This window comes from Aestuariivirga sp., assembly GCF_046294715.1.
Taxonomy (GTDB): domain Bacteria; phylum Pseudomonadota; class Alphaproteobacteria; order Rhizobiales; family Aestuariivirgaceae; genus Aestuariivirga.
This window is the reverse complement of the sequence record NZ_JBKBKI010000005.1, coordinates 134,939-149,320: the sequence shown is the minus strand read 5'-3', so window position 1 is coordinate 149,320 and position 14,382 is coordinate 134,939. Positions and strand designations below refer to the sequence as shown.

10 protein-coding genes are annotated in these 14,382 nt (G+C 67.0%); 6 read left to right on the top strand and 4 right to left on the bottom strand.

The genetic code is table 11. The features are described from left to right. The first annotated feature begins 76 nt into the window (after positions 1 to 76). The 4 genes from ACK4HL_RS05745 to ACK4HL_RS05730 are packed head-to-tail and all read left to right on the top strand — an operon-like array spanning position 77 to position 3,195. Entirely contained in the window at positions 77 to 241 is a 165-nt protein-coding gene (locus ACK4HL_RS05745; protein ID WP_409757086.1) for a hypothetical protein, read from the top strand. A gap of 26 nt (positions 242 to 267) precedes the next feature. Beyond that, positions 268 to 786, top strand: coding sequence for a cytochrome C oxidase subunit II (locus tag ACK4HL_RS05740; protein WP_409757085.1), 519 nt, complete (start codon positions 268 to 270; stop codon positions 784 to 786). Then, positions 773 to 2,392: a cbb3-type cytochrome c oxidase subunit I gene (locus tag ACK4HL_RS05735; RefSeq protein WP_409757084.1), complete on the top strand. Its 1,620-nt coding sequence runs from the start codon at positions 773 to 775 to the stop codon at positions 2,390 to 2,392. The genes ACK4HL_RS05740 and ACK4HL_RS05735 overlap by 14 nt, the downstream gene beginning before the upstream one ends. Continuing rightward, the gene (locus tag ACK4HL_RS05730; protein ID WP_409757083.1) at positions 2,392 to 3,195 is read left to right on the top strand and encodes a c-type cytochrome; all 804 of its coding nucleotides are present in this window, start codon (positions 2,392 to 2,394) and stop codon (positions 3,193 to 3,195) included. The genes ACK4HL_RS05735 and ACK4HL_RS05730 overlap by 1 nt, the downstream gene beginning before the upstream one ends. Before the next feature lie 16 nt (positions 3,196 to 3,211). Here the strand turns inward: ACK4HL_RS05730 and ACK4HL_RS05725 are convergent, their stop codons facing one another. The 4 genes from ACK4HL_RS05725 to ACK4HL_RS05710 form a co-directional block, all read right to left on the bottom strand. Beyond that, positions 3,212 to 4,216, bottom strand: a complete 1,005-nt coding sequence (locus ACK4HL_RS05725) for an aromatic ring-hydroxylating oxygenase subunit alpha (RefSeq protein ID WP_409757082.1) — start codon at positions 4,214 to 4,216, stop codon at positions 3,212 to 3,214. Between the two features lie 105 nt (positions 4,217 to 4,321). Further along, positions 4,322 to 5,453 (bottom strand): peptide chain release factor 2 gene (gene prfB / locus ACK4HL_RS05720; protein WP_409757081.1). Its coding sequence is split into 2 segments (ribosomal slippage): positions 4,322 to 5,383 and positions 5,385 to 5,453, totalling 1,131 coding nucleotides; the frame shifts between segments, so codons are not numbered across the junction. A 32-nt stretch (positions 5,454 to 5,485) separates the two neighbouring features. Beyond that, a complete protein-coding gene (locus ACK4HL_RS05715) occupies positions 5,486 to 7,996 on the bottom strand; it encodes a penicillin-binding protein 1A (protein WP_409757080.1) in 2,511 nt (836 codons plus the stop codon). Between the two features lie 154 nt (positions 7,997 to 8,150). Beyond that, positions 8,151 to 9,473: an N-acetylmuramoyl-L-alanine amidase gene (locus ACK4HL_RS05710; RefSeq protein ID WP_409757079.1), complete on the bottom strand. Its 1,323-nt coding sequence runs from the start codon at positions 9,471 to 9,473 to the stop codon at positions 8,151 to 8,153. A 499-nt stretch (positions 9,474 to 9,972) separates the two neighbouring features. Between ACK4HL_RS05710 and ACK4HL_RS05705 the strand changes: the two genes are divergently transcribed. Further along, positions 9,973 to 12,894, top strand: a complete 2,922-nt coding sequence (locus tag ACK4HL_RS05705; RefSeq protein ID WP_409757078.1) for an Rne/Rng family ribonuclease — start codon at positions 9,973 to 9,975, stop codon at positions 12,892 to 12,894. 146 nt (positions 12,895 to 13,040) lie between these two features. Further along, the gene (locus ACK4HL_RS05700) at positions 13,041 to 14,333 is read left to right on the top strand and encodes a M48 family metalloprotease (protein ID WP_409757077.1); all 1,293 of its coding nucleotides are present in this window, start codon (positions 13,041 to 13,043) and stop codon (positions 14,331 to 14,333) included. Positions 14,334 to 14,382 lie beyond the last annotated feature (49 nt).

Here is a 14,382-nt window from a genome sequence, read left to right as displayed (position 1 = left end):
GAAGCGCCGGGCGAGCCGCCCGGAACTTTGCCCATCTGTCCGCATTCACACAGAAGCATTCGCGAGGGGAAGGTTCATGGCCGAACATCCCGAAGACGACGAGGCCTATGCCGCGGATGAGCGGCTGGCGGCCGTGCCGTCCGGCGCCATGGCGCTGGCGGGCCTTACCGTGGGCCTGCTGCTGCTGGCCTGGCTCCTCATCTATGCCTTCGTCTTCCTGCAGCGCGGCATGGTGGGGTGATGGCTGCGCGAACCGAACAGGAGGTCGTGAGATCGGAACTCCGCTGGGCGGTGGTGGCGGGCATCACGGTGGCCGTCATTTTCGCCGCCATCATCGGCGCGGCCCTGGCCTTCCAGATGAACCCCCCTTCCAACATCGAGACGATCGATCCCAAGACCCTGCATCTCTCCGGCGAATTCACCGAGGCAAATCTCGGCACGGCGGTGGACCCTGGGGGGCAGGTCGTCTCCCGCGTCATCGCCACGCAGTTCGCCTTCCAGCCGCGCTGCATCGTGGTGCCGCGCGATGCGCCCGTGACGCTGCGCTTCGCGACGCCGGACGTGATCCACGGCATCCTGGTGACCGGCACGAACGTCAACACGATGATCGTGCCGGGCTTCGTCTCGCAGGTCCACACCACCTTCACCCGAACGGGCGACCTGCTCATGCCCTGCCATGAATTCTGTGGCATGGGGCACAGCCAGATGTGGGCCACGGTGCGGGTGGTGGAGCCGCAGGACTTCAAGCCCGATGCGCAGGGGAGGGTCTCCTGTGCGCAGTCTTGAGCGGCTCACGCTTGCCCATCTCTGGGTGGCCTTCGCCGCCTTCACCGCGGCATGCTTCCTCGGCGTCTGGCAGATGTGGGTGAGGAGCCCGCTCTCCGCCCCCTTCTCCACACCCGACCATTATTTCCAGTCCGTCACCGCCCATGGCGTGTCGATGGCCTATGTGCTCACCACCTTCTTCGTCATGGGCTTCGGCTACTACGTGGCGGAGACGGCGCTGAAGCGCCCGCTGCCGGGAAAGCTCTGGGCCTGGATCGGGTTCTGGATGGGGCTCTTCGGCGTCCTGCTGGCGCTCGTCCCCATTCTCCTCAACAAGGCCTCGGTCCTCTACACCTTCTACCCGCCGATCACCGCAAGCCCGCTCTTCTACATCGGGCTCGTCCTCGTCGTCGCCGGGTCATGGATATGGTGCGTGCTGATGATCGTCAGCATGGGCGGGTGGAAGCGGGACAATCCGGGGAAGCCCGTGCCGCTCGCCATGTTCGCCACCGTGGCCAACGCCATCCTGTGGCTGTGGACGACGGTGGGCGTCGCCGCGGAGATCCTGTTCATCGTGCTTCCCGCATCGCTCGGCTGGACGCAGACGGTCGATGTCGGCCTCACCCGCACGCTGTTCTCCTGGACGCTCCACGCCATCGTCTATTTCTGGCTCATCCCCTCCTACATCGCCTTCTACACCATGGCGCCGGAGGAAGCGGGCGGCAGGCTCTACAGCGACATGATGGGGCGGCTCACCTTCATCCTCTTCCTGGTCTACTCGCTTCCCGTGGGGCTCCATCACCTGTTCATGGACCCCGAGCATTCGACCGGCTTCAAGTTCCTGCAGATGAGCCTCACCGTGCTCGTCGCCGTGCCCACCCTCCTCACCGTCTTCACCATCTCCGCCTCGATGGAGATCGCGGGGCGGCTGCGCGGCGGCACCGGCCTCTTCGGCTGGATCGCGGCCTTGCCCTGGGAGCGGCCGATGGTGCTGGCGACGGGCCTCGCCTTCTTCATGCTGTGGTTCGGCGGCGGAGGCGGGCTCATCAACATGAGCTTCGGCATGAACGCCATGGTGCACAACACCTCCTGGGTGACGGCGCATTTCCACCTCATCTTCGGCGGCACGGCGGTGATCATGTATTTCGCCATCGCCTATTCGATCTGGCCCAAGCTCACCGGCTGGCGGCCCGCCGATGCACGGCTGCAGCGGCTGCAGCTCTGGCTCTGGGCGATCGGCATGATGGTGATGACCCTGCCCTGGCACTATCTCGGCCTCCTCGGCCAATGGCGGCGCGTGGCCACCTTCGACTATTCGAACCCGCTCATCGCACCCTGGGGCAAGTGGGTGGTGCTGTCGCTCATCGGCGGCGTGATCCTGCTGATCAGCGCCCTGCTCTTCGTCTATAACCTCTGGCAGCACCACCGGCAGGAAGCCCGCCAGGCCGACACGCCGCAGCGCTATGCGCTGGCGCTGCACCAGCCCCACGCCGTGCCCGCCGCCTTCAACGGCTTCAGGGCGTGGAACTGGCTCGTGCTGTTCCTGATGATCGCGGCCTATGGCTACCCGATCGCGCAATTCCTCATCGACCCACCGCCAGCTGCGGTGGTGCACAGGGTGGACTGATGCGGCTCGAAGGCGCAGACCGTCTGATCTTCCGCTTCATCATGGGCGTGGTGGCGCTCGTCTTCGCGGCGGCGTTGCTCGGCTTCGTCATCGTGCCCACGATCCAGGGCCAGCGCGCCGGGCTCGACATCTGGACATCCGTCTGCCGCGCGCTCGGCATCGCGCCGGGCTCGCCCTCGGCCGCCACGCCCGAGAGCGTGGCGCAGGCCCAGCCCTCCTCCACCGTCGCGTGGACCACCTTCAACATCAACGCGCTGGCCCGGCCCAACCAGCAGGTGGCGCAGGATCTCGCGCAGAACCTCTGCGCCGCCTGCCACGGCGAGAACGGCGTCTCCCCCTCGCCCGATTTCCCGCATCTCTCGGGCCAATCGGCGCTCGCCATCTACAAGCAGCTCCACGACTACAAGAGCGGCGCGCGCTTCAACGCGCAGATGACTCCGGTCGCCCAGCAGCTCGACGAGGAGCAGATGCTCGCCGTCGCCAATCACTACGCCACGCTCGCGCGCGGCACGCTGGACAGGCGCCTCGACTGGACGGCGGACCCGGCGACGGACGTGCTCGTGCGCACCGGCGACACGGCGCGCGGCATACCCGGCTGCCAGTCCTGCCATGGGGCGGGCGCCGGCGGCCCGATGGACACGCCCACACTCTCAGGCCAGCGCGAGGCCTATCTCGTGGCTCAGATGAATGCCTTCGCCACCGGGGCCCGCCAGAACGACGTGTTCAACCGCATGCGGGACATCGCGGTGCGGCTCACCCCGCAGGAGATCGCCGCCCTCGCGCGCTATTACGCGACGCAATGAGCCTGAAGCCTGAGCCTCACGCCCCGAGGCTCTCCTTCACGCGCTCCTGGAAGTAATGCACCCCCTGCTCGTGGCGGGGCGAGAGGGGCCCGGCGTGGTAGTTCCCGGCCGCGTAGTTGCGGTGCGTCTTCACGCAGATCTCGTAGTCCTCTCGCACCACGGCGAGATTGCGCGCGATGGTGTCGCTCCGCTTCTCGTCGAGGGCGGGCGAGAGATCGGCGAAATAGAAGTGGTAGAGCTGTTCGGTGCGGTCCGTGCCGATGGGGTTGATGCGCGAGGTGTTCATCCCGCCCTCGAACAGCGAGAGCGTCCAGTTCGGCCACATCCACAGCCACTTGCCGCGGTAGAAGAGCCCCTCGCGCGGCGGCGCCGTCATGCGGATGAAGCCCCTGTGGGCAGTGGTCTTGAACTCCTCGAAGTTGATCGCGGCGAAGAACTTCGGGTGAACCCCGGGAATGTGATAGCCCTCGACGAAATTGTCCGTGTAGATCTTCCAGTTGGCGTCGAAGTTCACGGTCTCGGTGCGCACTGCCTGGTAGGTCTCGATGGGCTCGCCCGCGAGCTCCTGGACGAGATCGCCGAGTTGCGCCACGAGGTCCTCCTGCGGATCGATGGCGACGAAGAGCAGGCCACGCCACTCGGCAACCTGGATCGGCTCGAGCGGCCAGTCTTCTGGCTTGAAGTCCGGCTCGGTGCCGAACCACGGCGCATTCAGCAGCCTGCCGTCGTCGGCGAAGACCCATTGGTGATAGGGGCAGCGGATGGTGGCGCAGCGGCCCGTGCCCTCCTCCAGCAGCTGCGCGCCCCTGTGGCGGCACACGTTGCGGAAGGCGCGCAGCGCGCCGTCGCGCCCCCTGATGGCGAAGACCTTGATCCCGGCGATGTCGGCGGCGACATACTGGCCACGCTCGGCCACCTGGGCCGCGGGCCCGAGCATCTGCCATGTCTTGGCGAAGATTTCATTGCGCTCGCGCGGCAGCACGGCGGGATCGACGTAGAGGCGGGGATCGAGATTCAGCATGCAAGGCACTCCTTCGGGAAGGAAGAGTGCATGGATTTGCATGTGGGGGCAAGTTTCCCAATGATCCCGTCCCGGCCTCCGCCGGGGCCACGGCAGCAAAGAACCCTACTCGATGTCCTCGATCACCTGCTCGCCGCCGCCCTTCACCTTGTGGGCGAGCGAGGCCTGGATGAAATCCTCGACTTCGCCGTCGAGCACGTCGCCCGGGGAAGTTGAGGTGTGGCCGGTGCGCAGGTCCTTCACCAGCTGGTAGGGCTGGAGCACGTAGGAGCGGATCTGGTGGCCCCAGCCGATGTCGGTCTTCTTGGCGTTGGCCGCGTCGATCTTCTCCTGCTGCTTCTGCAGCTCCATCTCGTAGAGCCGCGCCTTCAGCATCTTCAGCGCCGTGGCGCGGTTCTTGTGCTGCGAGCGCTCCGCCTGGCAGGCGACGATGATGCCGGTGGGAACGTGGGTGATGCGCACCGCCGAGTCGGTGGTGTTGACGTGCTGGCCGCCGGCACCCGAGGCGCGGTAGGTGTCCACCTTCAGGTCCGAATCCACCACCACGATGTCGATGTTGTCGTCGACCACCGGATAGACCCAGACGGAAGCGAAGGAGGTGTGCCGCCGGGCGTTCGAGTCATAGGGCGAGATGCGCACCAGGCGGTGCACGCCCGATTCCGTCTTGAGCTTGCCGTAGGCGTTGTGTCCCTTGATCAGCAGCGTGCAGGACTTGATCCCCGCCTCTTCGCCCGGGTGCTCGTCCAGCACCTCGGCCTTGTAGCCGTACTTGTTGGCATAGCGCATGTACATGCGCATCAGCATCGAGGCCCAGTCCTGGCTCTCGGTGCCGCCCGCACCCGCGTTGATCTGGAGATAGGTGTCGTTGGCGTCGGCCTCGCCCGAGAGCAGCGTCTCGATCTCGGTCTCGGCCACCTTGGGCCTCAGTGCCTGGAGCGACTTCTCCGCTTCCGTCACGATGGACTGGTCGCCTTCCATCTCGCCCAGTTCGATGAGCTCGGTGTTGTCGGCGATCGACTGCTCGAGCTCCTGGATCATCCGGATGCGGCTGTCGAGATCCTGCCGCTTGCGCATGATCTCCTGTGCCTTCTGCGGATCGTTCCAGATCGAAGGGTCTTCGGACTTGGCGTTCAGTTCGGCGAGGCGGCGGAGGGCATTGTCCCAGTCAAAGATGCCTCCTCAGCAGTCCGATCGACTGCTTCATGTCGTCGACGAGCGACGAGATTTCAGCGCGCATGATACCTGCTCAATTGGAAAGGTTGCTGTGGCTCAATAGAGGCCGCCGCCCTGCCCCGTCAACCCGCCTTCGGCGGAGGGCTGCGGGCCTGCGCTCTGCGAGGGCGGCACCAGCACCACGCCCTCGCCCGGGGCCTGGGCGGCGGCGGTCACCGTCTGTTCGCCGATGATCTTGGTGGCGTCCGGCGGCTCGTCGCCCGGCTTGAAGGCTTCGAGGATCACGCCGTCCTGGCCGAAGATGCCGCGCTTGCCGGACTTGGCGTCGATCGGAATGAGCTCGATGCCGCGCGGCACGCGGAAGGGGGTCGCCGGCTTGTCGCGGAGCGCCATCTGCATGAACTCGGCGACGATCGGCGCCACCAGCTCGCCGCCGGTGCGGCCCTTGCCCATGGGCCTCGGATTGTCGTAGCCGACATAGGTGCCCACCACCAGATCGGGGGTGTAGCCGATGAACCAGGCGTCGCGCTCCTCGTTCGAGGTGCCGGTCTTGCCGGCCACGGGCTTTCCCACCGCCTTCATCTTCTTGCCGGTGCCACGCTCGACCACGCCTTCCATCATCGAGGTGATCTGGTAGGCGGTATAGGGGCTCATCACCTGCTCGCGCACGTCGAGCAGCTCGGGTTCGGGCAGGCCCGGGTTCCATTCCAGGGCGGCGCAGCCGGCACAGTCGCGCGCGTCATGGCGGTAGACGGTGCGGCCGTAGCGGTCCTGCACGCGGTCGATCAGCGTGGGATCGATCCTCTTTCCGCCGTTGTCGATCATCGAATAGGCGGTCACCATCTTGAGAAGCGTCGTCTCGCCCGCGCCGAGCGCCATCGCGAGCTGGTTCGGCAGCTTGTCATAGATGCCGAGGCGGGTGGCAAGGTCGGCGATCTTGGTCATGCCGAGCTCGTCGGCGAGACGCACCGTCATCACGTTTCTCGACTGCTCGATGCCGCGGCGCAGTGTTGAAGGCCCGAAGAACTTGTTCTGGTAGTTCTTCGGCTTCCACATCGTGCCGTCGGGCATCTTGAACTCGACGGGCGCGTCCAGCACCACGGAAGCCGGCGAATAGCCGTTGTCGAGGGCCGCCGCATAGACGATGGGCTTGAAGGAGGAACCCGGCTGGCGCAGCGCCTGGACGGCGCGGTTGAACTGGCTCCTTCCATAGGAGAGGCCGCCGACGAGCGCCAGCACGCGCCCCGTGTGCGGGTCCATGGCGACGAGAGCGCCGTCGACGTCCGGCATCTGCATCAGGTGGAACTCGTCCGCCTTCTTGCTGGGGGCCACGTAGACAATGTCGCCCGGCTGGAGCACGTCGGAGGCGAGCTTCACCTGCGGCCCGAGCGCGCTGCCGTCGACGAAGGCGCGCGCCCAGGTCATGAGTTCCAGGGGAATCCGCGCCTTCTCGCGCTCGGCCCCCATGCTGCCGTCCGGCATCGGTTTCGGCTGGAGGCCGATCACCGCCTGGCTCTCCGTCACCTCGAGGACGATGGCGACGCGCCAGGGCGCCATGTCGGCGGGGACCTTGCGGTCCTTGATGAGCTGGGCCCAGTCTTCCTCCGCCCCGAGCTCGCGCCTGGCGATCGCGCCGCGGTAGCCGCGCTTGCGGTCGAAGGCGATGAGGCCGCGGGCCAGAGCCTGCCGGGCGAAGAGCTGGAGCTTGGGGTCGAGCGTGGTCCTGACCGAGAGGCCGCCCTTCTCGAGCTTCTCCTTGCCATACATGCTGATCAGCTCGCGGCGCACCTCTTCCGCGAAGCTTTCGGCGGCGAAGAGCTGGGCGCCGAACGGGCGCGGGTTCACCTCGAGGGGCTTTTCCTGCGCCGCCTTCATCTCCTCTTCGGTGATGTAACCGTTCTCGTGCATCTGCAGCAGCACCCAGTTGCGGCGTTCGATGGCGCGCTCCTTCTGGCGGAACGGATGGTAGTTGTTGGGTCCCTTGGGCAGCGCGGCGAGATAGGCCATCTCCTCCAGCGAGAGCTGGTCGAGCGACTTGCCGAAGTAGTTCAGCGAGGCGGCGGCGACTCCGTAGGAATTCAGTCCGAGGAATATCTCGTTCAGGTAGAGCTCGAGGATCTGTTCCTTGGAGAAGGCCTGCTCGATGCGCTGGACCAGCAGCGCTTCCTTCAGCTTGCGCTCGAGCGAGCGCTCATTGGTGAGGAGAAAGTTCTTGGCCACCTGTTGGGTGATCGTGGAGGCGCCGACGATCTGCCCCTTGCCGGAGAGCTTCACCTGGGCATAGCGGTAGGCGGCGGCGGCGATGCCGGCCCAGTCGAGGCCGCCGTGGGTGAAGAATGTCTTGTCCTCGGCGGAAATGAAGGCCTCGACGAGGCGCTTCGGCATCTGGTTCGCCGGCACGAACAGGCGCCGCTCCTGGGCGTATTCGGCCAGCAGAGAGCCGTCGGCGGCATGGATGCGGGTCATCACGGGGGGCTCGTAGGTGGCGAGCTGCTTGTAGTCCGGCAGGTCCTTCGATGCGTCCCAGATCACATAGGTGGCGGCGGCGGCGACCCCCAGGAAGAGAAGAAATCCAACCGTGAAGAGCCAGCCGAGGAAACGTAGCATTCTTTGTCCGACACCCTGCTTGAGACGGTCCGCCCGATAACACACCCCTGTGGCCCGCTACAGTGAAAACCGCCGGCCGGCAGATCGTCTAGCGGGGGATTGTGGCCCTTGGGTGGCGAGGGCTTACCTCAGGATGAGTTTCCCTGACGGAATCTCACTCGGACCGGGCCGCCAGCTGCTGGCCGAAATACTTGCCCACCGCGAGGGCCATGGCGCGCGCCACCCGCTCGCGCCACTCCGGCGAGGTCAGCTGGTTCTCGTCGTGGCGGCTCGAAAGATAGCCCAGCTCGATCAGCACGGAGGGCACGTCGGGGGCCTTCAGCACCATGAAGCCGGCGGAGCGCATGGGCTTTCCCGTGAAATCGGTCACGGGCTTCATTTCGGCCACGGCCTTCCGCGCGAAGACGAGGGAATGGGTCTTCGACTCGCGCTGCACCAGGTCGATCAGGATGTCCGTCACCTCTTCGCTCTCGGCCTCGAGATCCACGCCGCCGATGATGTCGGCCCGGTTCTCCTTGTGGGCGAGCGCCTCCGCCTCAGCGTCGGAGGCCTTTTCGGAGAGGGTGTAGATCGTGGCGCCGCGCGCCTCGGGGCCGCGCACCGTGTCGGCATGGATGGCGATGAACAGGTCCGCCTGGTTGTTCCGGGCGATCCGTACCCGCTCCTTCAGCGTCAGGAAGCGGTCGTCGTCCCGCGTCATCACCACGTCGACATTCCCTTGCCGCTCGAGGAAGTCGCGAAGCTTCAATCCGAAGGCGAGTACGACGTCCTTCTCCCGTGTCTTTCGCAGCCCGATGGCGCCGGGGTCGATGCCGCCATGGCCCGGGTCGATCACCACGAGCTTGCGGCCATCGGGCCGCAGCCGCTCCGGCTCTCCGGCGGAAGAAGCCGGCGCTTCGCTGCCGGGCCTGGGGCGCGGCATCGGTGCGGCGGCCTGCTGGGTCTCCCTTGCCGCGGCGGCCTCGGCAATGGCGGCCTCGGCGGCGGGCCGGTCCGCCTCGAGCTTGCGGGCGAAGGCCTCGGGCGTGGTCTTGACGAGATCGACCACGATGCGGGCCGGCTGGCCCGCCTGGGGCTTCAGCAGGAAGGACCTGTCGATCAGCACCGGCCCCTTGGTATCGAGCACGATGCGCGAGCGGCCCTCCTCGACCGGCCCATAGCGCCAGGCGGCCACCAGCCCGCGGCCGGCCTTCCCGGCGTCCGCCGGAAGGTCGAACGCCACCTGCGGCAGGTCGATCACCACCCGGTAGGGATCGGGCAGCACATAGGCGGTGAATCCCACGGGGTCGGACAGATCGGTCACGAAGCGGGTCCGATCGGCATCGCCTGCCACGCGGCCCGCGGACGCGACGGGCAGATCGGACGCACTCGCCATGGGAAGGCGGTAACCGCTCAGCAGGAACAGCAGGGCGAGCGCCAGGCGCGGCAGAAGGCGGCCTGCGGCGTTCGGAAAGAATATGGCTTGCGCGGGTTGCATTCGGTGCCGGCACTGCGATTGAGGGGACGGGCCGAGGCTAGGACGGCGAGGGTTAATCATTGGTTGCCGCGGGCAGGCCTGAGAGGAATGCTTGCAATTCTGCACCCCTGCTCATAAAAGGCCCAGGTCACCCGAGCGTCAGGGCCGCGAATCTGCGGCGGAAATGACCGGGAGTCAGATTTCGCGTGAGGCGGGGTTCCGGAGGCCTGAGGCCTGCCCCTCCCGGCGCGGTATGGTGCGTGATTCCCCGGGGGAATCCGCCAGTTAGGAACCGTTCCGGACACCGGAACACAAGGACAATCTCGGGCATGACCCACGCCGCGATGAGAGCGCTACAGGAGGACCGGAGGTTACCGGCACCCGTGGCAGGATCGTCTCCATCGTCCGGTCCGTCAGACATGCCCCTTTCGCGCAGCAGCACACAGTCGTCATTCGGCCATCTCCTCACCGGAGCGGAGAACCTATCGGCCCTGCCGTGCTGGCGCAGAGGAATGAGCCCATGGGCAGCAAGATGCTCATCGATGCAAGCCACCCCGAAGAGACCCGCGTGGTCGTCATCAAGGGGAACCGCATCGAAGAATTCGATTTCGAAAGCGCCGCGCGCCGCCAGCTGAAAGGCAACATCTATCTCGCCAAGGTGACGCGCGTGGAGCCCTCGCTCCAGGCGGCCTTCGTGGAATATGGCGGCAACCGGCACGGCTTTCTCGCCTTCTCGGAAATCCACCCCGACTACTACCAGATTCCCCTCGCCGACCGCATGGCGCTGATCCAGGCGGAGGAGGAGGAGCACGCCCGCGAGGACGAGGAGGACGAGGAGGAAAGCGGCCACCGCAGCCAGCGCCGCGGCCGTGACCGTGACCGCGGCCGCCGCCGGCAGGAGTCCGCTTCCGCCGCCACGGGCGAGGAGAATGGCGAAGGCGAGGTGCCGGAGTCGACCGAGGAGTCCGAGGACGCTGCGGCCCCGCTCGAGGCCGAGGACATCGGGGAACCCGCCAGCGAGGAAAGCCCCGAGGTCGCCGCGCTCGAGAACGGCGAGCCCGCCCCGGAAGCCGAGGAAGGCGAGGCCCCCGAGGTGAGCGAGACCCCGCGCCGGGCCGAACCCATGGCCACCACCCATGACGACCCGACGATTTCCGAGCCCGTCGAGGAGGGAGAGGACGAGGACGGCGAGGACGGCGAGGGCGAGGACGAGGAGCCGGAGGACCACGCCGAGGCGCGCGCCGCCGACACCGAGGGCGAGTTCGAAGCCGAAGCCAGCGCCGAGGCCGAAGCGGCGGCTCCTGCCCCGTCGATCGAACACGGCATGCCGGGCGAGCTCGGCAACGGGATCGAGGAAGTTGGAGAGGATCCCGAAGCCGCCAAGGTCGAATCGATCGGTGCGGAGGACGCGCTCGAGGAGGTGCCGCAGCGCCGCCGCAAGGTGCAGCGCAAGCAGTACAAGATCCAGGAGGTCATCAAGCGCCGCCAGGTGATCCTGGTTCAGGTCGTCAAGGAAGAGCGCGGCAACAAGGGCGCGGCGCTGACCACCTACCTCTCGCTCGCCGGCCGCTACTGCGTGCTGATGCCCAACACCGCCCGCGGCGGCGGCATCTCGCGAAAGATCACCGATTCCGGCGACCGCCGGCGGCTGAAGGACATGGTGAAGGAGATCGAGGTGCCGCAGGGCATGGGCCTCATCGTCCGCACCGCGGGAGCCCAACGCACCAAGACCGAGATCAAGCGCGACTACGACTACCTGCTCCGCCTGTGGGAGAGCGTGCGCGACCTGACGCTGAAATCGCAGGCCCCCGCCCTCGTCTATGAGGAGGGAAGCCTCGTCAAGCGCGCCATCCGCGACCTCTACACCAAGGACGTGGACGAGGTGATCGTCGAGGGCGACGATGCCTATCGTGAAGCGAAAGACTTCATGAAGATGCTGATGCCGAGCCACGCCAAGAACGTGAAGCTCTACAAGGACACCCGCCCGCTGTTCTCGCGCTTCCAGGCGGAGAGCCAGCTCGACGCCCTCTATTCGCCGACCGTCACGCTGCCCTCCGGCGGCTACATGGTGATCAACCAGACGGAAGCGCTGGTCTCCGTCGACATCAACTCCGGCAAGGCGACGCGCGAGCACAACATCGAGGATACCGCCCTCAAGACCAACCTCGAGGCGGCGGACGAGATCGCCCGCCAGCTCCGCCTGCGCGACTTGGCCGGCCTCGTCGTGATCGACTTCATCGACATGGAGGAGAAGCGCAACAACCGCAACGTCGAGCGGCGGCTGAAGGAAGCGCTGAAGAACGACCGCGCCCGAATTCAGGTGGGCCACATCAGCCACTTCGGCCTGCTCGAGATGTCGCGCCAGCGGCTGCGGCCCGGGCTGCTCGAGGGCTCCTCGCGCACCTGCCCGCATTGCGAGGGCCGCGGCATCGTGCGCTCGATTTCCTCCTGCGGCCTCTCCGTGCTGCGCGCCATCGAGGAGCACCTGATCGCGCGGAAGCCCGAGAACCTCACGGTGAAGTGCACCCGCGAGATCGCCTTCTATATCCTGAACGAGAAGCGCGACAACCTGCTCTCGATCGAGACCACCTACGGGATCTCGGTGTTCATCGTGCCGAGCGACGAGCTGAAGGGTTCGCAGGCGCTGATCGAGCGCGCGCCAGACCGAAACCTGCCGCCCCGCAAGGTGATTGCACCGCCGGTGCGGATCGATTCCGCCTTCGAGGACGAGGACGAGGCCGAAGAAACCGAAGCCGAGGCGCTGGAGTCCGAGGCCGAGGCCGAGGCCGATGAGGAGTCCGAGGCCGAGGAGAACGGCGAGACCGGCGAGCGCCAGCAGCAGGCCAATGGCGAGCGCGGGGAAGGCGGCAGGCGCCGCCGCCGCCGGCGCGGGCGCCGCGGCGGGCGCGGCCGCGAGGATCAGCCGGCACCGGGCGTCCAGGCGGGCACCGGCGAAGACCTGCCAGGCCTCGGCGAACAGCCCGAGACTTTCTATGACGAGGAGAGCGAGGCGGAGACATCGTCCGAGACGAGCGAGGGGGGCGAACCGCCATCCGAGTTCGACGCCGCCGGAGAGACCGACGAGACCGAAGCGGCGGGCGAAGAGCGGGGCCGGCGCCCGCGCGAGGGTCGCTCGCGGCGCGACCGCTGGGGCCGCAACCGCAACCGAGACCGCAATCGCGGCGAAGGCCGCGCCGAACCGGCGGAGAGCCGGGAGGAAGCCGCCGGAAGCCCTGCCCTCGAGCTCCAGGAGCCGGCCGAACCGGCCCTTGAGGAGCGGAACGCAGCACCGGTTGCCGCGCCCGAACCGGTCCGGGAAATCCCCGTGGCCGCCGAGGCGCCGGCTTCTGCCGAGCCGCCGCGCCGCTGGCAGCCGCCTGCCCCCACGGTCACGACGCAGCCCGCCGAACGCAAGTCCGGCTGGTGGTCGAAGCGGTCCTGAGGGGCGAAGCCTCAAACTCGCCTCATTCTGCCGCGATGCACCACCAGAGAGGCAGGATGATGCAGAGAACGGGTGTGTTGTTCAGGGCTACGGCGTTGGTCATGGCGGTGCTGACCGCCATGACCGGCATTCTCGCAACCTCGGCAATGGCCCAGCCGAAGAACATTCCGCTGATCCGGGACGCCGAGATCGAGGGGCTCCTCAGGCTCTACACCCGGCCCATCTTCAAGGCCGCCGGCATCAATCCCAAGGCGGTGAAGGTCTACATCATCGACGATTCGCGCATCAACGCCTTCGTGGCGGGCGGCCAGCGCATCTTCATCAACACCGGTCTCCTGATGCAGTCCAAGACGCCGAACGAGGTGATCGGCGTCCTGGCGCACGAGACGGGCCACATCGCAGGCGGCCACCTGGCGCGCATGGGGGTGGAGATCGAATCGGCGAGCTACACCGCCATCATCGGCATGCTGCTCGGCCTCGCGGCCATCGCGGGCGGCGCGCTCGCCGGCAACGCCGAGGCGGCCCAGGCGGGCCAAGGCATCATGGCAGGCTCGCAGGGCCTGGCGCAGCGGAACTTCCTCGCCTACGCGCGCGGCATGGAATCTTCCGCCGACCAGGCGGCCCTGAAGTATCTCACCGCCACCAAGCAGTCCGGCCAGGGCATGATCGAGCTGTTCGAGAAGCTCTCGCGCCAGTCGATCGCATCGCTCCGCAACATCGACCCCTACGTGATGTCGCATCCGATGCCGCTCGAGCGCATCCGCAACCTCGAGCAGTCGGCAAAGAAATCTCCGTACTTCAACGCCAAGGACCCGCCGGCCCTGATGCTGCGGCACGAACTGGTGCAGGCGAAGCTTCTCGGCTTCACCGGCGGCGCCCAGGCGGTGATGCAGCGCTACCCTACCTCCGACCAATCCCTTCCGGCCCGCTATGCGCGCGCCATCGCCATGTTCCGCAAGGGCGACATCAAGAACGCGCTATCCGTGATCGACGGGCTCACCGCCGAGCTTCCCGAGAATCCCTATTTCTGGGAACTGAAGGGCCAGGCGCTGCTCGAGAACGGCCGCGCCGTTGAAGCCGTGGCGCCGCTGCAGAAGGCGCTGAAGCTGCTGCCCAACAACGGGCTGATCCAGTTCATGACCGCCCAGGCGCTGATCGATACCGAGAAGCCCAAGAACGCCGAGGCGGCGCTGAAGCTGCTGCGCCAGGCGCAGCGCTCGGACGGCGAGTCCTCCGCCCTCTACAAGTACATGGCGCGCGCCTACGCCCAGACCGGCGACATTCCGAGGGCCGAACTCGCCACCGCCGAGGCGGCCCTCCTCCAGGGCGACCGCAAGCTCGCCATCGACAAGGCGAAATCGGCCCAGAAGCGGTTCAAGACGGGAACGCCCGAATGGACGCGGGCTAACGATGTTTTGACTTTCGCCAGCCGGGATTGAATGGACGGCGCGACGGGATTCCGGCAATTTCCGCGCGAACAACAGAGGG

What these genes read in the sequence shown, in the direction of transcription:
- ACK4HL_RS05745 (WP_409757086.1), top strand. Translation starts at nt 77, where the DNA reads ATGGCCGAACATCCCGAAGACGACGAGGCCTATGCCGCGGATGAGCGG.
- ACK4HL_RS05730 (WP_409757083.1), top strand. Translation starts at nt 2,392, where the DNA reads ATGCGGCTCGAAGGCGCAGACCGTCTGATCTTCCGCTTCATCATGGGC.
- ACK4HL_RS05725 (WP_409757082.1), bottom strand. Translation starts at nt 4,216, where the DNA reads ATGCTGAATCTCGATCCCCGCCTCTACGTCGATCCCGCCGTGCTGCCG.
- ACK4HL_RS05715 (WP_409757080.1), bottom strand. Translation starts at nt 7,996, where the DNA reads ATGCTACGTTTCCTCGGCTGGCTCTTCACGGTTGGATTTCTTCTCTTC.
- ACK4HL_RS05710 (WP_409757079.1), bottom strand. Translation starts at nt 9,473, where the DNA reads ATGCAACCCGCGCAAGCCATATTCTTTCCGAACGCCGCAGGCCGCCTT.
- ACK4HL_RS05705 (WP_409757078.1), top strand. Translation starts at nt 9,973, where the DNA reads ATGGGCAGCAAGATGCTCATCGATGCAAGCCACCCCGAAGAGACCCGC.
- ACK4HL_RS05700 (WP_409757077.1), top strand. Translation starts at nt 13,041, where the DNA reads ATGGCCCAGCCGAAGAACATTCCGCTGATCCGGGACGCCGAGATCGAG.